We start from the raw sequence: 20,387 nt of genomic DNA on the forward strand, positions 1-20,387 counted from the left end.
CGATGCCAGTGCCCTGCGCGCCAATGCCATGCCGGACTCGCCAATGTGCGAGCCCGGTATGGCGGACCGGATCAACCCGCCAGCTTCTTCTTGAGCAGCTCGTTGACGGTGGCCGGGTTGGCCTTGCCCTTGGTGGCCTTCATGGCCTGGCCCACCAGCGCGTTGAAGGCCTTCTCCTTGCCGGCGCGGAACTCTTCGACCGACTTGGCATTGGCCGCCAGGATGTCGTCGAGGATCTTGTCCAGCTCGCCGGTGTCGCTCATCTGCTTGAGGCCCTTGGCGGCGATCACATCGTCCACGCGTGTGAGGTTCTCCACCACGGTGGCCTCGTCGATGCCTTCGCCGTTCCACAGCGCCTCGAACACCTGCTTGGCGCCGTTGTTCGAGATGGTGCCATCGGCAATGCGCTGGATCATCGCGGCCAGCAGCTCGGCGCTGATGGGCGATTGCTCGATGGTCTGCTCGGCCGCGTTCAGGCGGCGCGAGACCTCGCCCATCAGCCAGTTCGACACCAGCTTGGGCTGGCCACACGCCTTGGCTGCCGCTTCAAAGTAAGCACCAAACGCCTTGGACTGCGTCATCAGCGAAGCGTCGTAAGCCGGCAGGCCGAATTCGCTTTCAAAGCGCGCGGCCATCACACGCGGCAGCTCGGGCATCGTGGCGCGCACACGCTCCACCCACTCCGGCGAAATCACCAGCGGGGGCAGATCGGGGTCGGGGAAGTAGCGGTAGTCGTGCGCGTCTTCCTTGGTGCGCATCGCGCGCGTCTCGCCCGTGTCGGGGTTGAACAGCACGGTGGCTTGCTGGATGGCGCGGCCATCTTCGAGCTCGTCGATCTGCCAGTTGATCTCGTAGTCAGCGGCCTGCACGATGTGCTTGAAGCTGTTGAGGTTCTTGATCTCGCGGCGTGTGCCCAGCGGCGCACCGGGCTTGCGCACCGAGATGTTCACGTCGCAGCGGAAGGAGCCTTCCTGCATGTTGCCGTCGCAGATGCCCAGCCACACCACCAGGGTGTGCAGGGCCTTGGCGTACTCGGCGGCCTCGACGCTGGCGTGCATGTCGGGCTCGGTCACGATCTCGATCAGCGGTGTGCCGGCGCGGTTGAGGTCGATGCCGGACGACTTCTCGCCGTTGAAGCCGATGAAGTCATCGTGCAGCGACTTGCCTGCGTCTTCTTCCAGGTGGGCGCGCACCAGGCGCACGGTGTGTTCCTTGTCGCCCACGAAGAAGCTGACCGTGCCGCCTTGCACCACGGGGATCTCGTACTGGCTGATCTGGTAGCCCTTGGGCAGGTCAGGGTAGAAGTAGTTCTTGCGCGCGAAGATCGAGCGCGGCGCGATGTGCGAGCCCACCGACAGGCCGAAGGCAATGGCGCGTTCGACTGCGCCCTTGTTCATCACAGGCAGGGTGCCGGGCAGGGCCAGGTCCACCGGGCAGGATTGGGTATTGGGCTCGGCGCCGAATTGCGTCGAGGCACCGGAGAAGATCTTGGATTGCGTTGACAGCTGGACGTGGGTTTCCAGGCCAATGACGACTTCGTAGCCGCGGATCAACAGAGAGCTCATGGGCGTCAGGCGGGGTGTCGCGTAGGTTGAGGGGTCAAGGGGCGGTAGGCATTGGCGAAGTCTTCTCGCCAGCGGGCTACCAGGGCCCGGTTGTCGTGTTGCCAGGGGTGGAAGCTGGGCTTGAGGAAAGCCCACCAGTGCGGCAGGGTGTGCCAGAGGATGCCCTCGTGGCCGAACCAGAAGCGCAAGGCGCTGCCCCAGGTCTTGCGTTTGAAGAACTGGCCGTCCTTGAGCAGCATCATCGTGCTTTGCACGAAGGCATACACCAGGAACTCCAGCGAGATCAGCAGGTACAGGGCCACGCGGCGCAGGTAGCCGCCGCCCATCGCACGGTAGGTGTCGATGGCCACGGCCTTGTGCTCGGACTCCTCGGCCGCATGCCACAGCCAGATGGTGCGCATGGTCGGGTCCATGCCTTCAGACCAGCTTTGGTGGCGCAGCAAGCCGTCACCCAGGATGGCCGTGAAGTGCTCGTAAGCCACCGTGATCGACAGCTTGGTGAGCGGGTCGAAAAACGCCGTGTAGCGGATGACCCGCTCCAGCGCGTGTTCGACCCAGGGCGTGTAGCCCTTGGACACGAGGAAGTCGTTGTACTGCTGGTGCAGATGGCGGTGCGTGGCTTCCTGGCCGGCAAAGTGCTTGATGTCTTGTGACAGCTCGGTGAGGCCTTGCGCCGCCACCTCCTTGGCGAAGTGGCGCACGCTGTCGATGAAGAACTGCTCGCCCACCGGGAACATGAACGACAGCGCGTTCAGCAATTGCGAACGGTAGGCATCGTGGTTGTTCCAGTAGATCGGAAAGCCCTGACTGATGTCCACATCGAGGTGGCGCACGGTCATGCCGTCCGAGTGGAGGGGCGCAGCGGTGGTGTTCATGGCAGCTTATGACAGGCTGGTCGGGCGGCGCTGGTGCCAGTCGGTGGCTTGCTGGAAGGCGTGCGCCGTGTGCAGCAACCCGGCCTCTTGCCAGTAGTTGCCGATCAGTTGCAAACCCACTGGCAAACCGTGTTCACCAAAACCACAAGGCACGCTCATGCCGGGCAGGCCCGCCAGCGAAGCAGGCAGCGTGAAGATGTCGGCCAGGTACTCGGCCACCGGGTCTGTTTGCGAACCGATGGGGCGCGCCACACTGGGTGAAACGGGGCCGGCGATCACGTCGCACACCTTGAAGGCCGCCTGGAAGTCATCCGCGATCATGCGCCGCAGCTTCTGGGCCTGCAAGTAATAGGCATCGTAATAACCATGCGACAGCACATAGGTGCCGATCATGATGCGGCGCTTGACCTCGGCACCGAAGCCTTCTGCACGGGTCTTTCGGTACATGTCGTTGAGATCGCCGTACTTGGCTGCACGATGGCCGAACTTGACGCCATCAAAGCGGCTCAGGTTGGACGAGGCCTCGGCCGGCGCGATGATGTAGTACACGGGGATGGACAACTCGGTGCGCGGCAGGCTGATGTTTACCAGCGTGGCGCCCATGGTTTCGAGTTGTGCCAGCGCAGCACGCGTGGCCGCGAGCACATCGGCACTCACACCTTCACCGAAGAACTCCTTGGGCACACCCACGCGCAGGCCTTTGAGCGGCTGGGCGGTGGTGGCCTCGGCGCGCGGCGTGTTGATCACGGCCATGAAGTCGGGCACGGGCTCTTGCGCGCTGGTGGCGTCACACTGGTCGAAGCCGCTCATGGCCTGCAGCAACATGGCGCAGTCTTCGGCGGTGCGGGCCATGGGGCCGGCCTGGTCGAGTGACGAGGCAAACGCAATCATGCCGTAGCGCGAGCAGCGGCCATAGGTGGGCTTGATGCCGGTGATGCCCGTGAGCGCCGCGGGTTGGCGGATCGAGCCGCCGGTGTCGGTGCCGGTGGTGGCCGCCACCAGGCGGGCCGACACGGCCACGGCCGAGGCGCCCGACGAGCCACCCGGGATGCGGTTCGTGTCCCAGGGGTTGCGGGCCACGCCATAAGCGGAGTTCTCGTTGGCGCCGCCCATGGCGAACTCGTCGCAGTTGAGCTTGCCCACGGTCACCGCGCCCGCAGCCTTGAGCTGCGCCACGACGGTGGCGTCAAACGGGCTCTGGTAGCCCTTGAGCATCTTCGAGGCGGCCGTGGTCGGCAGGCCGTGCGTCACGAAGATGTCCTTGTGGGCAATGGGCACGCCGTCCAGCGGGCCAAAGGGCTGGCCCACCGCGCGGCGGGCGTCCGAGGCCGCTGCAGCAGCCAGGGCGCCGGCGGCGTCCACATGCAGGAAGGCGCCCAGCTCGGTGTGCGCGGCGATGCGGTCCAGCGCGTGCTGCGTCAGCGCCACGCTGGTGGTCTGGCCTGATGCCAGTTGCTGGCTCTGTTCGGCCAGGGTCAGGTCGTGCAGGGCTGTGCTCATTCGATCACCTTGGGCACCAGGAACAGGCCGCCATCCTGGGCGGGGGCGTTGGCCATATTGGCCTCCCGGTTGTTGGGCTCGGTGACGGCATCCTCGCGCAGGCGCAAGGTCACGTCCTCGATGGCCGACAGGGGGGTGTACAGGGGTTCGACACCGGAGGTGTCCACCGCGCGCATCTTCTCGACGATGTCGAAGAATTCGTTCAATTGCGTCAGCATCGCGCCTTGCTCCTCGCCGCTCAGTTCGAGGCGGGCGAGTTGGGCAATGCGGCTGACGTCGGCAGGGGTCAGGGCCATGGCTTCATCCAGGGGTAACAGACAGTGGCCGTTGCCGGGTGGTTTACGTTGCGTTTACAAGCGGAATTCACCCCCGCGCAGGCGGGAAAGGGCAGGGCCTTGGGGTATTATCCTAGGTTATCCACAAGCCGTATTTGCACTGAATTGGCGCATTTGCGGTCAGGGAGATTGTTTTGTCGCGCAGCCGGGTCATTCAGGCAGGCTGCGCGCGTTGTTTCAGGGGCCTTTGCCCGCCAGCGTTCCGCCTCGCACCAGACGTGCTCCCCGTTTTGTCGGGTGAGCCGTTGATCGGTTTTGCGCCAGGGCGGTAGCGGCACAAGGCCCGGAGCCGGAGTTCGCCGCATGTACGGAATGTTTCGCAAGTATTTTTCTACCGACCTGGCCATCGACCTGGGCACGGCCAACACGCTGATCTATGTGCGTGACAAGGGCATCGTGCTGGACGAGCCTTCTGTGGTGTCGATCCGCCACGAAGGTGGCCCCAACGGCAAGAAAACCATCCAGGCCGTGGGCGCCGAGGCCAAGGCCATGCTGGGCAAGGTCCCCGGCAACATCGAGGCCATCCGCCCGATGAAAGACGGCGTGATCGCCGACTTCACCGTCACCGAGCAGATGCTCAAGCAGTTCATCAAGATGGTCCACCCGCGCTCGGTGCTCAAGCCCAGCCCCCGGATCATCATCTGCGTGCCCTGCGGCTCCACCCAGGTCGAGCGCCGCGCCATCCGTGAATCGGCCCTGGGTGCTGGTGCCTCCGAGGTCTACCTGATCGAAGAACCCATGGCCGCGGCCATCGGTGCCGGCCTGCCGGTGTCCGAGGCGTCCGGCTCCATGGTGGTCGACATCGGCGGCGGCACGACCGAAGTCGGCGTGATCTCCCTGGGCGGCATGGTCTACAAGGGCTCTGTGCGCGTGGGCGGCGACAAGTTCGACGAATCCATCATCAACTACATCCGCCGCAACTACGGCATGTTGATCGGTGAGCCCACGGCCGAAGCCATCAAGAAGGAAATCGGTTCGGCCTTCCCTGGCTCCGAGGTCAAGGAGATGGAAGTCAAGGGCCGCAACCTGTCCGAAGGCGTGCCCCGCAGCTTCACCATCTCGTCCAACGAGATCCTCGAAGCCCTGACCGACCCGCTCAACCAGATCGTGTCGGCCGTCAAGAACGCGCTGGAGCAGACCCCGCCCGAGCTGGGCGCCGACATCGCCGAGCGCGGCATGATGCTGACCGGCGGCGGTGCGCTGCTGCGCGATCTGGACCGCCTGCTGGCCGAAGAAACCGGCCTGCCGGTGCTCGTGGCCGAAGACCCGCTGACCTGCGTGGTGCGTGGTTGCGGCATGGCCCTGGAGCGCATGGAGCGCCTGGGCAGCATCTTCACTTCGGAATAACCCACCCTTGTCGTGACCAACAGGCGCCCCCAACATGGCGCCTGAGTTGTTATTGGGAGCTGACCCGCCACCATGCCCCTGGCCACGCTGGACCGTTCACCACCGCCCTTCTTCAAGCAAGGGCCTTCGGCGTTCACACGCCTGATGTTCTTCTCGGCGCTGGCGGTATTCATGATGGTGGCCGACTCGCGCTGGAAGGTCACCCAACCCCTGCGTGCCTTTGTCGCCACAGGCCTGCATCCGGTGCAGGAGGTGTTGATGGCGCCGGCGCGCTGGTGGGAAACGGCAGGGCATTACCTGTCCGGGCTGGACGAGGCCAGGCAGGCGCAGGCCCGTGCCCAGCGCCTGGTGACCCAGCAGGCCGAACGCGTGATGCGTGCCGACCAGCTGGAGCGTGAGAACGCCCGCCTGCGTGGTTTGCTGGCCTTGCGCCCGCGCATCGAGGTGGCCAGCATGGCCGCCGAAATCCAGTACGACGCGCCTGATCCCTTCACCCGCAAGGTCGTGATCGACCAGGGCAGTGCCTCCAGGGTCGTGCTGGGCTCGCCCGTGATCGACGAATCCGGCGTGCTGGGCCAGGTCACACGGGTCTACCCGTTGACCTCGGAAGTGACCCTGGTGACCGACAAGGACGCAGCCGTGCCCGTGGTCAATGTGCGCACCCAGCAACGCGGCGTGGCCTACGGCACACCGCATGCGCGTGACATGGAACTGCGCTTCATGGCCGGTAACGCCGACGTGCAGGTGGGCGATGTGCTGCAGACCTCCGGCCTGGATGGCGTGTACCCGGCCGGCCTGCCTGTGGCCAAGGTGCTGCAGGTGGATCGCCGTGCCGATTCGGCCTTTGCCCGCATCAGCCTGGTGCCCCTGTCCAGCCCGGACAGCACGCGCCATGTGCTGCTGCTGGAGCCCACCGCCGGCAAGATGCCCGAGCGCCCGGCCGATGCGGCCTCTGCGTCTGCCTCCGCTGCAGAAAACAGCAGCCGCCATGGCAAGGGGCACCACGCGGCCAGCAAGAAAGAAACCGGAGGCAAACCATGATGCCGCGTGGCAGCGAACTGCTGCTCCCCGCCAACCCGCTGTTCATCTGGTTCTCGCTGTTCCTGGCCCTGAGCTTGAACATGCTGCCCTGGGGCCGGGCCGCCGGAGTGCCGGACTTCCTGGCCGTCGCACTGGTGTTCTGGAACGTGCACCAGCCTCGCCGCGTGGGCGTGGGTGGCGCTTTCGTGCTGGGCCTGCTGATGGACGTGCACCAGGGCGCGCTGCTGGGCCAACATGCCCTGGCCTACACGCTGCTGAGCTTTTTTGCCATCACCGTGCACCGCCGCCTGCTGTGGTTCACGGTGGCCTCGCAGGCCGTGCAGATCGTGCCGCTGTTCGTGGCGGCCCATGCGGTCTCGCTGCTGGTGCGCATGATTGCGGGCGCCGGCTTCCCCGGCTGGGGGCTGCTGGGCGCACCGCTGATCGAGTCGCTGTTGTGGCCGGTGGCGTCCTTCGTGCTGCTGGCGCCGCAGCGCCGTGCGCCGGACCGCGACAAGAACCGTCCGCTGTAAGGCGGGTTCTCAGCCGCGCACCGCATGACCGAACTCAAGAACCTCGAACAGGAGCTGAGCCGATTCAGGGCCCGCCTGTGGGCGGCTGCCGGCTTCGTGATCTTCTGCTTTGGTTTGCTGGTGTTTCGCCTTTACACGCTGCAGATCGTGCGCCATGACGACCTGGCCACGCAGGCCGAAAACAACCGCATCGCCGTGGTGCCCATCGTGCCCAACCGGGGCCTGATCGTGGACCGCAACGGCGTGGTGCTGGCCAACAACTACTCGGCCTACACGTTGGAGATCACCCCCTCCAAGGTCGATGACGTCGAGGCCACCATCGATGCACTGTCGCACATCGTCGAGATCCAGGCGCGTGACCGTCGCCGCTTCAAACGCCTGCGCGAAGAGTCCAAGAGCTTCGAGTCCATCCCCATCCGCACCCGCCTGACGGATGAGGAAGTGGCCCGCTTCACCGCGCAGCGTTTCCGCTTCCCTGGCGTCGACATCCAGGCCCGCCTGTTCCGCCACTACCCCTACGGCGAGCTGGCCAGCCATGTGCTGGGCTACATCGGGCGCATCAACCAGAGAGAGGTCGATGCCATGGACGACTGGTCCGATGAGGACCAGGCCAACTACCGTGGCACCGAGTACATCGGCAAGCTGGGCATCGAGCAGAGTTACGAGCGAGAGCTGCACGGCATCACCGGCTTCGAAGAGGTCGAGACCAGTGCCGGTGGCCGCGCCGTGCGGCGCTTGCGCTCCAACCCCGCCACACCGGGCAACACGGTCCACCTGTCGATCGACATCAAGCTGCAGGCCTTGATCGAGCGCCTGTACGGCGACCGCCGCGGCGCGCTGGTGGCCATCGACCCGCGCAATGGCGAGGTGCTGGCCTTCGTGTCCAAGCCCACCTTCGACCCCAATCTGTTCGTCGACGGCATCGACAGCGAGAACTGGAAAGAGCTCAACGAATCGGCCGACAAGCCCCTGCTCAACCGGGCCTTGCGCGGCACCTACCCGCCGGGCTCCACCTACAAGCCCTTCATGGCCCTGGCGGCGCTCAACACGGGCCGGCGCAGCCCCAGCGCCATCATCATGGACAACGGCTTCTTCATGTTCGGTGGGCACAAGTTCCGCAGCCCCGAGAACGAACGCGGCGGGGCCATGAACATGCGCCGCGCCATCGTCGAGTCCAGCAATGTGTACTTCTATTCACTGGCCAATGACCTGGGCGTGGACACCATCCACGACCAGATGGCCCCGCTGGGTTTTGGCCGCCTCACGGGCATCGACCTCAAAGGCGAGGTGACCGGGATCCTGCCGTCCACCGAATGGAAGCGCAACGCCTACAAACGTGCCGAACAGCGCCGGTGGTATGCCGGTGAGACCATTTCGCTGGGCATCGGCCAGGGCTACAACACCTTCACGATGCTGCAGATGGCCACGGCCCTGGCCACCGTGGCCAGTGACGGGCAGCGCTTTCAGCCGCGCGTGGTGCGCGAGATCGAGAACGTGCTGACCCGTGAGCGCCGCGTCAGCTCCAGCCAGGCGCTTGCCCCGCTGGTCTACAAGCCCGAGCACACGGCCTTCATCCGCGAGGCCATGTTCGGGGTGACCCAGGAGGGCACGTCGACGCGCGTGTTCATCGGGGCGGGCTACCAGAGTGGCGGCAAGACCGGCACGGCCCAGGCCGTGGGCCTGCGCCAGAACGAGAAGTACGTGGCCTCCAAGGTGGACGAGTACAAGCGCGACCATTCGCTTTACGAGGCCTTTGCCCCGGTGGACAACCCGCGTGTGGCGCTGGCCGTGATCGTCGAAAACGCGGGCTTTGGCGCCGAGGCGGCGGCGCCCATCGCGCGCCGTGTGCTGGACTACCTCCTGATGGACCAGTACCCCAGTGAAGACGACATCGCGGCGGTGCAGATCGGCAAGGCCGGCAGCCCCCTCGGCGTGCCGCGCAAGGCCTCGGCCATGCCGCTGCCGCGTGGCCTGGATGCCTTTGGCGCAGACGTGCCCAGCGCGCCAGACAGCGCGGCATCGGCCGCATCTGCAGCTTCCGCCGCGTCGGCCGCTTCTGCGGCTTCTGCTGTCGCTGCCCGGGCCGCATCAAGCCCGGCCAGCGCCGCCTCATCGGCACCGCGCGCTGCGCGCGTCGTGCCGGCGATCTCGCCCGCCTTGTCGTCATCCGGGCCAACGCCCTCGGCGCCTGCCCAGCCCGCGTCGGTGGACGCCCCGGCGCTGGCGCCTGTGCCTCGGCATCCGTCCAATGCGGCCAGCCCTGCCGCCTCAAGGGAGCAGCCATGAGCGTGGCCTTTGACAAACCCTCCTGGTGGCAGCGCATCAAGCCCGTGTTCCAGGGCTTTGACCTGCCCCTGATCTGCATCGTGGTCTTCATGTGCGCGCTGGGCCTGGTCAATATGTACTCGGTCGGGTTCGACAACGGCACCCGCTTCATCGACCAATCCCGCAACATGATGCTGGCCGCGCTGATGCTGTTTCTGGTGGCCCAGATCCCGCCGCAAAAATTGATGGCGCTGGCCGTGCCGCTCTACACCGTGGGCATGGCGCTGCTGCTGGCCACCGCCTTGTTCGGTATCACCAAGAAGGGCGCCACGCGCTGGTTGAACGTCGGCATGGTCATCCAGCCCTCCGAGATCATGAAGATCGCCATGCCCCTGATGCTGGCCTGGTGGTTCCAGCGGCGCGAAGGGCAGTTGCGTGGGCTGGACTTTGCCGCCGCAGGTGCCCTGGTGCTGCTGCCGGCGGCCTTCATCCTCAAGCAGCCTGATCTGGGCACGGCCATGCTGGTCATGTCCTCAGGGCTGTACGTGATCTTTTTTGCCGGCCTGAACTGGCGCCTGATCGTGCCCGTGCTGCTGGCCGGGGCCGTGGGCATCACCCTGATCGTGTCCTACCAGACCCAGTTGTGCCAGCCGGAGGTCAAGTGGGTGGGCCTGCACGAGTACCAGAAGAACCGGGTCTGCACCCTGCTGGACCCCACCACCGACCCGCTGGGCAAGGGCTTTCACATCATCCAGGGCATGATCGCCATCGGCTCGGGCGGGGTGACGGGCAAGGGCTTCATGCAAGGCACGCAGACCCACCTGGAGTTCATCCCCGAGCGCACCACCGACTTCGTGTTCGCGGCCTACGCCGAAGAGCACGGCCTGGCCGGCGGCATCACCCTGATGCTGGGCTTTCTGGCCCTGATCTTTCGGGGGCTGGTGATCGCCTCGCAGGCACCGACCTTGTTCTCGCGCTTGCTGGCCGGGGCCATTTCCCTGAGCTTTTTCACCTATGCCTTTGTCAACATGGGCATGGTCAGCGGCATCCTGCCCGTGGTGGGGGTGCCTTTGCCCTTCATCAGTTATGGGGGCACGGCCATGGTCACCCTGGGCCTGGGCCTGGGCATGCTGATGTCGATCGCCAAGAGCCGCGGGCTGATGCAGCGCTGAGCCGCGAGCCCGCCGCCGCCGTGCATACCCATGAGGCCTGATCCGGCGCAAGACAGCCTGCATGCCGGGGCGTTAACATCCGCGCCATGAACACGCCCCACCGCGCCGCTTCTTCGGCCACCCGCTCGGCCATCCACCACGATGGCATGGACCGCCTGATCATGTCCTTCGACACGGCCTTGCGCACGGTCTTTGCCGACCACGTTGCCACGCGGCCTTGCCCGCAACCGGCCGTGCCCGAGACGGCGCCCCTGTCAGACGAAGAAAAACGCCTGTCTGCAGCCTTGATGCGGGTGAACCACGTGGGCGAGGTGTGCGCGCAGGCGCTGTACGCCTCCCAGGCCTGGGGCACCGACAGCCCGGCGCTCAAGGCCCAGTTCGAGGCCGCCGCGCGTGAAGAAACCGATCACCTGGCCTGGACGGAACAACGCCTCAAGGCCCTGGGCAGCCGCACCAGCCTGCTCAACCCGCTGTGGTACGCGGGTGCCTTTGGCATCGGCCTGCTGGCCGCCAAGGCCGGCGACAAGATCAGCCTGGGTTTTGTGGTGGAGACCGAGCGCCAGGTAGAGCACCACCTCAACAGCCACATGGACCGCCTGCCCGCCGGGGATGTGGCCTCCAAGGCGGTGGTCGCCCAGATGCGCGACGACGAGGTCGCCCATGCCGAGGCGGCCCAGCGTGCGGGTGGCATCGAGTTGCCATCGCCCGTGCGGGGCCTGATGCGCCTGGCCGCCAAGGTCATGACGACCACCGCGCACTACATCTGATCAGGCCAGCATCAGGCTGCAACGATCTCGAAGCTGGTCGTGATCTCGGCGGTCTTGCCGATCATGATCGAGGCCGAGCAGTACTTTTCGTGCGACATCTGGATGGCGCGGGCCACGGCCGAGTCCGGCAGGTTCACGCCCGTCACGACAAAGTGCATGTTGATCTTGGTGAACACCTTGGGGTCGGTCTCGGCGCGGTCGGCGGTGAGCTTGACTTGGCAGCCGCGGATGTCATGGCGGCCACGCTTGAGGATCAGCACCACGTCATAGGCTGTGCAGCCACCCGTGCCGGCCAGCACGGTTTCCATGGGGCGAGGGGCCAGGTTGCGGCCACCGCCTTCCGGGGCGCCATCCATGTTGATGATGTGGCCGCTGCCGGTTTCCGCCATGAATGCCATGCCGGAGGTGGGTTGCCAGTTGATCGTGCATTCCATTTGCTGAGTCCTTGCGCGCCGAAAAATCGTTTTGGCGATGGGTCCGCATTGTGCCTCGGGTGAACCCTTGCGAAAAAAACACGTTTGTCTTACACTTTGTTTCAGCCGTGTGGAACTTTTCTACTTTTGAGACGTCCTACACGTGCTTGTTTCGTTTGTCTCCTCCACTCCTCCTTTTTGGTGGATTCTGAAACCCGAGATCGTTGGTCTCGGGTTTTTTTTTGTCTGATGAGTTCTGAAGGGGGCTCGGGCTCAGTTCTGCGCTTTGGCCGCAGCCCTGGTGGCCGCCGCCTTGGCCGCCATTTCCTCGCGCAAGCGTTTGAGCTTCTCGCGCGGGTCTTCCTTGGGGCCCCCGCCTTCGCCCAGCTTCATTTCGGCCACGAAACGGCTGGGTGTGGCCTGCACGTACTCACGGCCCTTCTTGCGGCGCTTGAGCACGCTCACCCCCAGCGTCAGCCGCGCGCGGGTGATGCCCACGTACATCAGGCGGCGCTCTTCCTCGACCTGCTGGGGCAGGATCTCGCCTTCCTCGCGTGAGAAGGGCAGGGAGCCCTCGTTGACGCCGGCCAGCACCACGTGCGGCCATTCCAGCCCCTTGGAGGCGTGCAGGGTGGACAGCGTCACCTGCTTCTGGTCGCTTTCACGTTCGGCCAGGCTGGTGATCAGCGAGATCAGCTGGGCGATCTCGATCACGCTCTTCTTCTCGGACTCGTGGCTCATGCCGCCATCGTTCTCGATCTCGCCACCACAGCGCTTGGCCACCCAGTCGATGAAGTCCAGCACATTGGTCCAGCGGGCCGCCGCCACCTTTTCGTTCTCTTCGTTGTCGTACAGGTGCTGTTCGTAGCCGATGTCCTTGAGCCACTCCAGCAGCATCTCCTTGGCCGCTTCGCTGCCGAAGGTCTGGCGGGCCTTGTACTCCAGGTCGTTCACATAGCGGCCGAACTCGTGCAGGCCGCCCAGGGCCTTGGCACTCAGCGAGGCCGACAGCGAATCGGCAAACAAGGCTTCGAACAGGCTGACCTTCCACTTGCCCGCGAACTCGCCCAAAGCGCCCAGGGTCTGGTGGCCGATGCCGCGCTTGGGCGTGGTCACCGCGCGCAGGAAGGCCGGGTCATCGTCGTTGTTGAGCAGCAGGCGCAGCCAGGCGCACAGGTCCTTGATCTCGGCCTTGTCAAAAAAGCTCTGCCCGCCCGAGACCTTGTAGGGGATGTTGGCCTTGCGCAGCGCCTGCTCGAAGGGGCGGGCCTGGTGGTTGGCGCGGTAGAGGATGGCGAAGTTGTTCCAGTCCGTCTTGCTCGGGTCGCCGGGGTGCTTCTCCAGCAGGTTCATGCGCAGCATCATGAAGTGCGAGACGGTGCGCTCGGCCTCGTGCTCTTCGTTGTCGCACTCCATGAGCTTGACCGGGTCTCCTTCGCCCAGGTCCGACCACAGCGTCTTCTGGAACAGCTTGGGGTTGCTCTCGATGACGTTGTTGGCCGCCCGCAAAATGGCGCTGGTGGAGCGGTAGTTCTGCTCCAGCGGGATCACCTTGAGGTTGGGGAAGTCCTGCGGCAGGCGCTTGAGGTTGTCCAGCGTGGCGCCGCGCCAGCCATAGATGGACTGGTCGTCGTCACCCACCGCCGTGAAGATGCCGTGCTGGCCCACCAGCAGCTTGAGCAGCTCGTACTGGGTGGCGTTGGTGTCCTGGTATTCGTCGACCAGCACGTGGCGCAACTGGCGCTGCCATTTGTGCGCCACGTGCTCGTGTTCGGTCAGCAGCTTGAGCGGCATGCTGATGAGGTCATCGAAATCCACCGCCTGGTAGGCTTGCAGGCGTTCTTCATAGAGCTTCATCACGCGCACGGCGATCTGCTCTTCGTCCGTCTTGATGTGGGACATGGCCTGGCCGCTGGTCAGGCCCATGTTCTTCCACAGGCTGATCTGCCATTGCCAGCTGCGCGCCAATTTGGCGTCGGTGGTGGCGCCCGCATCACGCAAGATGCTGGTGACGTCGTCGCTGTCCAGAATCGAGAAGGCCGGCTTGAGCCCCAGCTCGGCGCCGTCTTCGCGCAACAAGCGCACCCCCAGCGAGTGGAAGGTGCACACCAGCAGCTTGCTGGCGGCCTTGGCGCCAATCAGGGCCTTGACCCGGTCGCGCATTTCCGCCGCGGCCTTGTTGGTGAAGGTGATGGCACCGATCTGCGAGGGGGCCAGGTCTGCGCCTTCGCCAGGTTGCAGCAGCCGGGCGATCTTGTGGGTGATCACGCGCGTCTTGCCCGAGCCGGCGCCGGCCAGCACCAGGCAAGGGCTGTCCAGGTGCTGCACAGCGGCCATCTGGGCCGGGTTCATCATGGGCGGGGCGGCGTGGGCAGCGTGGGACGACATCAGGGCTCGGGAACAGGCAGATCGGGACGGCAGGCAAGGGGGCAAGCATAGAGCAAGCGCGGGTCATCAAGGGGGATGTCATGCCATTTGCCATATGGCGAAATGTCGTTGCGTGCCCCATAAGTGAGGGGCGGGACAACCCCTCTTTGATGCGAAGCATTAAATCTTTACGATCGCCCAACGTTGGGTAAAAAGTCACGCATTTCAAGCAGTATGTGGACTGTCCTCAACGCCCACCCGCCAAGAGAGGAGATTCCATGATCAAGTTCGTGCGCCGAACGGCTATGGCCGCCGGCATTGCTGCACTCAGCCTGGCCTCATCCGCCAGCTGGGCCGCCAGCTATTCCTATGACTTCAAGACGTTCTTTGACACGTCCACCGTGCTGGATCTGCTGGACACGAAGACACTGAACTACTCGGTGGCCTCGATGACCATCGCCGATATCACCGGCGGCGTGCAAGTGACCTTGACCCAGCCCACCAATGCGTTCCCGGCCAAGACCGGCGGGACCTTTGTCGAGGCCCTGTGGCTGGCCGGCCCCAACGGCACCCTCAAGCTGACGTCGGCCAACACGACGCTGGCCTCGGGTTCCGGCTACAACTGGCTGCTGCCCCAGATCAAGGACGCTGGTTACACCTACCCCTGGAACATCGACTTCGCGTCGAAGACCTTTGCCGAAGGTGAAACCACCACCCTGACCATCACTGGCTCCGGTGTGACCGCTGCGGCATTTGCCAAGGCTGGCACGGTGCCCATGATCGACCTGGGTAACGTCGCCAGCCCCTACACCGGTCTGCTGGGCCTGAACACCAGCGTGCACTTCATTGGCACGCTGGCAAGCACGCCCGCGATCCCCGAGCCTGGCACCTACGCCCTGATGGGCCTGGGTCTGGTTGGTGTGGCCGCTGTGGCGCGTCGTCGCCGCGCAGCCTGATAAGAGTAGAAGAGACAAGCGATTCCGGGCCGGCCATCTGGCTGGCCTTATACAGAAAACCCCGCGTGCCTTTGGGCATCGCGGGGTTTTTTCATGGGCGCTCTTGATGAGGCCGCATGCCGGGTGTGGGCCTGCTCACACGCTGGCGACGAACTCGCCCAGTACCTCGGCAAAGGCCTGAGGTTGTTCAACGGCGCTCAGGTGCGCGCAGCCCTGCAGGGTCACCATCTGCGACCCTGTGATGCCACGTGCCAGCGCCAGGGCCATGTCCACCGGCGTGCCTTCGTCGTGGCTACCGGCAATCACCAGGGTCGGCACGCGGATCAGGTTCAGCTTGCCCGCCGTGTCTGCATCGCACAGGGCGGCGGCGCAGGCCGTGTAGCCTTCCGGGTCGGTGGCTTCCAGCAGGCGCTGGTGGCGCGACACCGTGGCCGCATGCTGCTGGCGGAAGGCTTCGCTGAAAAAGCGCACCATGGTGTTGGTGCTGATGGCGCTCAGGCCATAGGACTCCACCGTCTCGATGCGCTGCCCGATGGCTTCGCGGCCCGCGGCCGTGTAGCCGCTGGTGGTGTTGGCCAGCACCAGGGCCTTGACCTTGTCCGGGTGGCGAATGGCCAGTTCCTGGCCGATCATGCCGCCCATGGACAGGCCCACCCAGATCACCGGCTCGCCTTCGGCGATTTCGTCGATCAGGCGCGCGGCGTCGGCGGCCAGCTCCGTCATGGACAAAGGCTCGGAGGGGATCTGCGAGCGGCCATGGCCCCGGGTATCAGGGCAGATCACCCGACAGGTGGCGGCCAGTTCGTTGGCCACCAGGTCCCACATCGAGCTGTCCTGGCCCAGGGCGTGGCTCAGCACGATGGTGTGGGCCGCCTGGCCATGGCGTGCTTCGCGCACGGTGGCATGCAGTTTGGGGCGGGTGCTGGTGAACACCGAGCGGCCGACGCCCGGATGCCAGGATTGGTCGGCCGGATGCGGCGGCGGCTCGATGCCCAGCTCCCGCATGATGCCCAGGGCCTTGGCGAAACCCGTGTTGGCCGCCGGCACGCCCGCGTAGATGGCAATCTGGATCAGGGCCTCGCGGACTTCTTCCGGGCTCAGGGTGTGGGCGTTGCCTGGTGTGAGCGAGCCACGCATGTGGATCTCGAACTCGTCCCAGCGGCCCAGGGCGCAGGTCACGGCCATCACGATGATGCGGCGTGTCTTCCAGTCCAGGCCTGGGCGGCCCCACACCCCGTGCCAGGCGTAGTCGGTGATGAAGTGCTGGAACTCGGCATTGAAGGCATTGGCCTTGGCCACGGACTTGTCCACCCAGGCATCGCCCAGGGCGGCTCGGCGGTTGCGCATGCCGCGCTCAAAGGGGTGATCGAAGGCGTGTTCCAGGGGTTTGGACATGATGAGCTGGGGCAAGGCGGTTTCAGAGACAGCTTGCATTGTGCCGCGATGTGCAATGGATGCATCACGTTACCGCTCAGGGGCTTACCGCGTGCACATCTGGCCGTGTATCGGTTATGGTGCCCACCATGTCACGCCGCGCATCGTCCCCCTCTCTCCGTTGGCCTGCATTGGGCTTGATGGCCCTGGTCGCGTTGATGGCGGGTTGCGCCTCGGGGCCTCAGCCCGGTGGCGCGCGTGCATCCGCCCCCGCCAGCCGAGCCATCGAGCCCGGCGTGCGTAATCCCGACAAGGACGGCCCGCCCAGCGACGCACCGCCCAATCTGGCCACCTTGCCTGATCCTGTCCCTCAGGTGGAGCCCATCAAGCCTGGTGGCCCCAACAAGCCCTATGTGGTGCTGGGCCAGAGCTACGAGCCTGTTGCAGCCGATGTCAGCTGGAAGGAGCGGGGGCTGGCCTCCTGGTATGGCACCAAGTTCCATGGCCGGCGCACGGCCAGTGGCGAGATGTTCAGCATGTACGGCCTGACGGCTGCGCACCGCACCTTGCCCATTCCCAGTTATGCCCGTGTGCGCAACCTCTCCAATGGCAAGGAGACCATCGTGCGCATCAACGACCGCGGCCCCTTCCACTCCAACCGGGTGATGGACCTGAGCTACGCCGCGGCCGTCAAGCTTGGCGTGGTGAGCTCGGGCAGCGCATCTGTCGAAATCGAGCGCCTGACCTTTGACGAGATCCGCTCGGGCGCCTGGCGACGTGGCACCTTGATGGACCCGGATGCCGAGCAGGTGGCATCTGGGGGGGCTGTAACGGGCGCTTCACTGGGCTCGTCAGCGGCCTCACCCGCGGCCAAGGACCAGGGCGACGACCCCATCATGTCGGTGGTGACCAAGGGGGTGGCGCAGCCCATCGTGCCCGATGTCACCCCTTTGTCTGAAGCGCCTGCTGCGCCCGTGAACGTGCCGGTCAAGGATGGGCAGTCGCGGGCTTACACGCCGGATGCCAAGGGCTTCTGGGTGCAACTGGCCGCGCTGGGCAAACGAGAAGGTGTAGACCGCCTGCAGCAGAAGGTGGCCTCCGAAATGACCGCCCTGGTGCCCTTGCTGGCGGTGTTCCACGAGGCACCCTATTTCAAGCTGCAGGTCGGGCCCTATGGCTCGCGCAGCGAGGCGCTGGCGGCTGCGCAGCAGGCCAGAACCACCTTGCAGCTGCTGCCCCTGGTGGTCGAGCGCCGCTGATCTGCGCGCCCGATCCGGGTGGGTCAGCCGCGCTGCTTGCGGCTGTAGGCGTGCACGGTGTCCACCAGCACGCTCACATTCTCGGGCGGGGTGAACTGGCTGATGCCATGGCCCAGGTTGAAGACATGGCCGGACGCCTGTCCATTTTGCGGGCCGGGCACACCAAAGCTGTCCAGCGTCTTGATGACCTCGGCCTGGATCTGCTCGGGGTCGGCAAACAGCACGTTCGGGTCCAGGTTGCCCTGCAGGGCGACGCGGTCACCCACCATGGCGCGGGCCTTGCCCAGGTTCATGGTCCAGTCCAGCCCGACCACGTCACAGCCGCTGTCGGCGATCTCGTCGATCCAGATGCCGCCGCCCTTGGTGAACACGATGTGCGGGATGCGGTAGCCGTTGTGCTCTTTCTTCAACTGGGCCAGCACACGCCTGGTGTACGCCAGGCTGAACTGCTGGAAGGCGCCATCGGCCAGCACGCCACCCCAGGAGTCAAACACCATCACGGCCTGTGCCCCGGCTTCGATCTGGGTGTTCAGGTACAAGGCCACGGCATCGGCATTGACGGCCAGGATGCGGTGCATCAGGTCAGGGCGCTGGTACATCAGGGTCTTGACCAGGCGGTAGTCGTCCGAGCCGCCGCCCTCCACCATGTAGCAGGCCAGGGTCCAGGGGCTGCCCGAGAAGCCGATCAGCGGCACGCGGCCCACGCCCTTGTCGTCTGACAGGGCCTGGCGGATCGTGCTGACGGCGTCGAACACATAGCGCAGCTTGTCCATGTCGGGCACGGCCAGCTTGTCCACGGCGGCTTCGTCACGCACGGGCGAGGCAAACCTGGGGCCTTCGCCCGCAGCAAAGCTCAGGCCCAGGCCCATGGCGTCCGGCACCGTCAGGATGTCGCTGAAGAGGATGGCGGCGTCCAGGTCATAGCGGTCCAGCGGCTGCAGCGTCACCTCGCAGGCGGCCTCCTTGTTGGTGGCCAGGCCCATGAAGCTGCCGGCCTTGTCGCGCGTGGCGCGGTACTCGGGCAGGTAGCGGCCCGCCTGGCGCATCAGCCACACCGGTGTGTAGTCCGTTGGCAGGCGCAGGCAGGCGCGCAGAAAACGGTCGTTGGCCAGGGCGGGCAGGGCGATGCTGGAAGGGGTGGAGGCGGCAGTCATCCCCGGATTGTAGGCAGTCCTGACGCCGGCCCTGAATCAGGGGGCCATCCGCACAAGCCATGAGCCCCATGCAGGGCGGCTTCTGGCACCATCAAATGCATGGCATTCATCACCAACGACATCATCCCCCTCAACCGCACCGAGTTCGGCTATGCCGCCATCGAGGGGCTGGCAGCCGGGGTGATGCAGCCTTACATCCTGCGCTTCAACGCGCCCCTGGACGAAGCGCTGGTGCGCCGCGTGCTGCGCCAGCTGGTGAGCAACTACCCCAAGCTGCGCGCCATGCTGGAAGCCGGCCCGCACCGCTACCACTTCCGTGTCTTGCCCGACAACCATGTGGTGGACCAGTTGTTCGACCTGGCCTTTCAGGTGGATGCGCACATCGATGTGGACGACCCGGTCGTGCTGGAGGCCTGGCACCGGCGCATGCTCAACGAGGTCGTGCCGCTGGAGCGTGGCATCGGCATGCGCGTGCGCTTTGTACCGCACCCCGAGCGCGCCGTGATCCTGTTTGCCGTGCCGCACATCTTTGGTGATGGCATGACCATGCTCAACCTGGTCAACCAGATCGTGCGCGGGCTCAACGGCCTGCCCATGGAGCCCATGGCCATCGAAGCCCCTTCCATGCTGGGCTCGGTGGCGCCTGAGCACTGGTGGCAGTGGCCACGGCAGGTCTGGCGCTCACGGCAGCACAAGGTGGCCGAGGCCAGGCTGCTCAAGCAACTCAACGTCCAGCAGATCCCGCGCCGCCACAGCCCCAATTTCTCGACCACGGGCTTGCGGCATCACCCGGTGCCCACGGGCACCAAGGCCATGCGCCAGGCCGCGCGCAAGCTGGGCGTGTCGATGAACACCTTCCAGGTGGCGGCCATCGCGCAGACCTTTCTGGAGCAGGCGCCCAACGACCCCAAGGCGGCGGCAGTGATCCGCATCTCGGTCAACCTGCGGCGTTACTACCCGGAGTCCGCCGGCCATGGCCCCTTGTGGGGCAACCATGTCGGGGCCTTCCTGGTCATCGAGCGGGACCCGCGCAAGCCCCTGCTGGAGCGCGTGCGCTCTGTGGATGCCTTGACGAAGGAGGGGCTGGCCCGCTTCACGCGGCGCGAGATGTGCTGGACCTACCTGCTTGAAGAGCTCATGCCCTGGCTGGGGCGCACGCTCGTCGGTTATGTGGGCGTGCAGATGAAGCGCAATGACCGCTTCCCCAAGATCAGCGGGCATGCAACCAGCATTGGCGATGTCAGCAGCGTGATCAACCCGCCGGATGTGCCCGTCCGCATTGACCGCTTCATGCCCAGCGTGGCCAGCGTGGCGCCGCTGCCAGGCCTGGTTGAAACCGATGGCCAGCTGTTCATCCCGCTGTCATGGCAACTGGCCGAAACCTCGTTCGAGGATGTCGACGATTTTCTGCGCCGGCTGGACAAGACCTTCGAGCGCATGGTGGCCGAGGCCGACTTGCTGCCCCCGCCACCAGCCAAGGCCTGA

At 65.5% G+C, this 20,387-nt stretch carries 17 protein-coding genes; 9 read left to right on the forward strand and 8 right to left on the reverse strand.

What is annotated here, in order from left to right:
• Positions 1-71: 71 nt before the first annotated feature.
• From gatB to gatC, 4 genes are read right to left on the reverse strand one after another with little or no spacing between them, the layout of a single operon-like run.
• Positions 72-1,565 carry an Asp-tRNA(Asn)/Glu-tRNA(Gln) amidotransferase subunit GatB gene (gene gatB, locus HY019_RS08995; protein ID WP_290690746.1) on the reverse strand — a complete coding sequence of 498 codons (1,494 nt, stop codon included), beginning with the start codon at positions 1,563-1,565 and terminating at the stop codon, positions 72-74.
• A gap of 5 nt (positions 1,566-1,570) precedes the next feature.
• On the reverse strand, positions 1,571-2,440 hold the full coding sequence (locus HY019_RS09000; RefSeq protein ID WP_290690750.1) for a metal-dependent hydrolase: 870 nt from the start codon (positions 2,438-2,440) through the stop codon (positions 1,571-1,573).
• Between the two features lie 6 nt (positions 2,441-2,446).
• Complete coding sequence (gatA, locus tag HY019_RS09005; protein ID WP_290690753.1) at positions 2,447-3,940, reverse strand: Asp-tRNA(Asn)/Glu-tRNA(Gln) amidotransferase subunit GatA; 1,494 nt, start codon at positions 3,938-3,940, stop codon at positions 2,447-2,449.
• Positions 3,937-4,236 carry an Asp-tRNA(Asn)/Glu-tRNA(Gln) amidotransferase subunit GatC gene (gene gatC, locus HY019_RS09010; protein ID WP_290690756.1) on the reverse strand — a complete coding sequence of 100 codons (300 nt, stop codon included), beginning with the start codon at positions 4,234-4,236 and terminating at the stop codon, positions 3,937-3,939. The genes gatA and gatC overlap by 4 nt, the downstream gene beginning before the upstream one ends.
• A gap of 342 nt (positions 4,237-4,578) precedes the next feature.
• On the opposite strand from gatC, the gene HY019_RS09015 reads away from it, so the two are divergent.
• From HY019_RS09015 to coq7, 6 genes are all read left to right on the forward strand, one after another.
• Positions 4,579-5,622: a rod shape-determining protein gene (locus HY019_RS09015; protein WP_035036785.1), complete on the forward strand. Its 1,044-nt coding sequence runs from the start codon at positions 4,579-4,581 to the stop codon at positions 5,620-5,622.
• 72 nt (positions 5,623-5,694) lie between these two features.
• Positions 5,695-6,663, forward strand: coding sequence for a rod shape-determining protein MreC (gene mreC / locus HY019_RS09020; RefSeq protein WP_290690759.1), 969 nt, complete (start codon positions 5,695-5,697; stop codon positions 6,661-6,663).
• Positions 6,660-7,175, forward strand: a complete 516-nt coding sequence (gene mreD / locus HY019_RS09025) for a rod shape-determining protein MreD (protein ID WP_290690761.1) — start codon at positions 6,660-6,662, stop codon at positions 7,173-7,175. Before mreC ends, mreD begins: the two co-directional genes overlap by 4 nt.
• Positions 7,176-7,199: 24 nt before the next feature.
• Positions 7,200-9,461 (forward strand): penicillin-binding protein 2, encoded by a 2,262-nt coding sequence (gene mrdA / locus HY019_RS09030; RefSeq protein ID WP_290690763.1) that lies wholly within the window; start codon positions 7,200-7,202, stop codon positions 9,459-9,461.
• Positions 9,458-10,612, forward strand: a complete 1,155-nt coding sequence (gene rodA / locus HY019_RS09035; RefSeq protein WP_290690765.1) for a rod shape-determining protein RodA — start codon at positions 9,458-9,460, stop codon at positions 10,610-10,612. Before mrdA ends, rodA begins: the two co-directional genes overlap by 4 nt.
• Positions 10,613-10,758: 146 nt before the next feature.
• Positions 10,759-11,379, forward strand: a complete 621-nt coding sequence (gene coq7, locus HY019_RS09040) for a 2-polyprenyl-3-methyl-6-methoxy-1,4-benzoquinone monooxygenase (protein ID WP_290691454.1) — start codon at positions 10,759-10,761, stop codon at positions 11,377-11,379.
• Positions 11,380-11,390: 11 nt separating this feature from the next.
• Here the strand turns inward: coq7 and HY019_RS09045 are convergent, their stop codons facing one another.
• Together HY019_RS09045 and HY019_RS09050 are read right to left on the reverse strand one after the other, a co-directional pair.
• Positions 11,391-11,813: an OsmC family protein gene (locus tag HY019_RS09045; protein WP_290690768.1), complete on the reverse strand. Its 423-nt coding sequence runs from the start codon at positions 11,811-11,813 to the stop codon at positions 11,391-11,393.
• A gap of 252 nt (positions 11,814-12,065) precedes the next feature.
• Entirely contained in the window at positions 12,066-14,180 is a 2,115-nt protein-coding gene (locus HY019_RS09050; RefSeq protein WP_290690772.1) for a UvrD-helicase domain-containing protein, read from the reverse strand.
• A gap of 257 nt (positions 14,181-14,437) precedes the next feature.
• Here HY019_RS09050 and HY019_RS09055 point away from each other — a divergent pair, with 257 nt between their 5' ends.
• Positions 14,438-15,115: a PEP-CTERM sorting domain-containing protein gene (locus tag HY019_RS09055; protein WP_290690775.1), complete on the forward strand. Its 678-nt coding sequence runs from the start codon at positions 14,438-14,440 to the stop codon at positions 15,113-15,115.
• Positions 15,116-15,250: 135 nt separating this feature from the next.
• Here the strand turns inward: HY019_RS09055 and HY019_RS09060 are convergent, their stop codons facing one another.
• Complete coding sequence (locus HY019_RS09060) at positions 15,251-16,510, reverse strand: alpha/beta fold hydrolase (protein WP_290690778.1); 1,260 nt, start codon at positions 16,508-16,510, stop codon at positions 15,251-15,253.
• Between the two features lie 128 nt (positions 16,511-16,638).
• On the opposite strand from HY019_RS09060, the gene HY019_RS09065 reads away from it, so the two are divergent.
• Positions 16,639-17,748 (forward strand): septal ring lytic transglycosylase RlpA family protein, encoded by a 1,110-nt coding sequence (locus HY019_RS09065; RefSeq protein WP_290690781.1) that lies wholly within the window; start codon positions 16,639-16,641, stop codon positions 17,746-17,748.
• Between the two features lie 23 nt (positions 17,749-17,771).
• Here the strand turns inward: HY019_RS09065 and hemE are convergent, their stop codons facing one another.
• On the reverse strand, positions 17,772-18,902 hold the full coding sequence (gene hemE, locus HY019_RS09070; protein WP_290690788.1) for a uroporphyrinogen decarboxylase: 1,131 nt from the start codon (positions 18,900-18,902) through the stop codon (positions 17,772-17,774).
• Between the two features lie 99 nt (positions 18,903-19,001).
• Between hemE and HY019_RS09075 the strand changes: the two genes are divergently transcribed.
• Positions 19,002-20,387 carry a hypothetical protein gene (locus tag HY019_RS09075; RefSeq protein WP_290690790.1) on the forward strand — a complete coding sequence of 462 codons (1,386 nt, stop codon included), beginning with the start codon at positions 19,002-19,004 and terminating at the stop codon, positions 20,385-20,387.

It is taken from the genome of Aquabacterium sp. (genome assembly GCF_016195855.1).
Taxonomy (GTDB): domain Bacteria; phylum Pseudomonadota; class Gammaproteobacteria; order Burkholderiales; family Burkholderiaceae_C; genus Aquabacterium.

Coding starts and splice junctions, on each gene's coding strand:
- hemE (WP_290690788.1), bottom strand. CDS start 18,902: ATGACTGCCGCCTCCACCCCTTCCAGCATCGCCCTGCCCGCCCTGGCC.
- HY019_RS09000 (WP_290690750.1), bottom strand. CDS start 2,440: ATGAACACCACCGCTGCGCCCCTCCACTCGGACGGCATGACCGTGCGC.
- gatB (WP_290690746.1), bottom strand. CDS start 1,565: ATGAGCTCTCTGTTGATCCGCGGCTACGAAGTCGTCATTGGCCTGGAA.
- mreC (WP_290690759.1), top strand. CDS start 5,695: ATGCCCCTGGCCACGCTGGACCGTTCACCACCGCCCTTCTTCAAGCAA.
- mreD (WP_290690761.1), top strand. CDS start 6,660: ATGATGCCGCGTGGCAGCGAACTGCTGCTCCCCGCCAACCCGCTGTTC.
- HY019_RS09075 (WP_290690790.1), top strand. CDS start 19,002: ATGGCATTCATCACCAACGACATCATCCCCCTCAACCGCACCGAGTTC.
- rodA (WP_290690765.1), top strand. CDS start 9,458: ATGAGCGTGGCCTTTGACAAACCCTCCTGGTGGCAGCGCATCAAGCCC.
- gatC (WP_290690756.1), bottom strand. CDS start 4,236: ATGGCCCTGACCCCTGCCGACGTCAGCCGCATTGCCCAACTCGCCCGC.
- HY019_RS09015 (WP_035036785.1), top strand. CDS start 4,579: ATGTACGGAATGTTTCGCAAGTATTTTTCTACCGACCTGGCCATCGAC.
- gatA (WP_290690753.1), bottom strand. CDS start 3,940: ATGAGCACAGCCCTGCACGACCTGACCCTGGCCGAACAGAGCCAGCAA.
- coq7 (WP_290691454.1), top strand. CDS start 10,759: ATGGACCGCCTGATCATGTCCTTCGACACGGCCTTGCGCACGGTCTTT.
- HY019_RS09060 (WP_290690778.1), bottom strand. CDS start 16,510: ATGTCCAAACCCCTGGAACACGCCTTCGATCACCCCTTTGAGCGCGGC.
- HY019_RS09065 (WP_290690781.1), top strand. CDS start 16,639: ATGTCACGCCGCGCATCGTCCCCCTCTCTCCGTTGGCCTGCATTGGGC.
- mrdA (WP_290690763.1), top strand. CDS start 7,200: ATGACCGAACTCAAGAACCTCGAACAGGAGCTGAGCCGATTCAGGGCC.
- HY019_RS09050 (WP_290690772.1), bottom strand. CDS start 14,180: ATGTCGTCCCACGCTGCCCACGCCGCCCCGCCCATGATGAACCCGGCC.
- HY019_RS09055 (WP_290690775.1), top strand. CDS start 14,438: ATGATCAAGTTCGTGCGCCGAACGGCTATGGCCGCCGGCATTGCTGCA.
- HY019_RS09045 (WP_290690768.1), bottom strand. CDS start 11,813: ATGGAATGCACGATCAACTGGCAACCCACCTCCGGCATGGCATTCATG.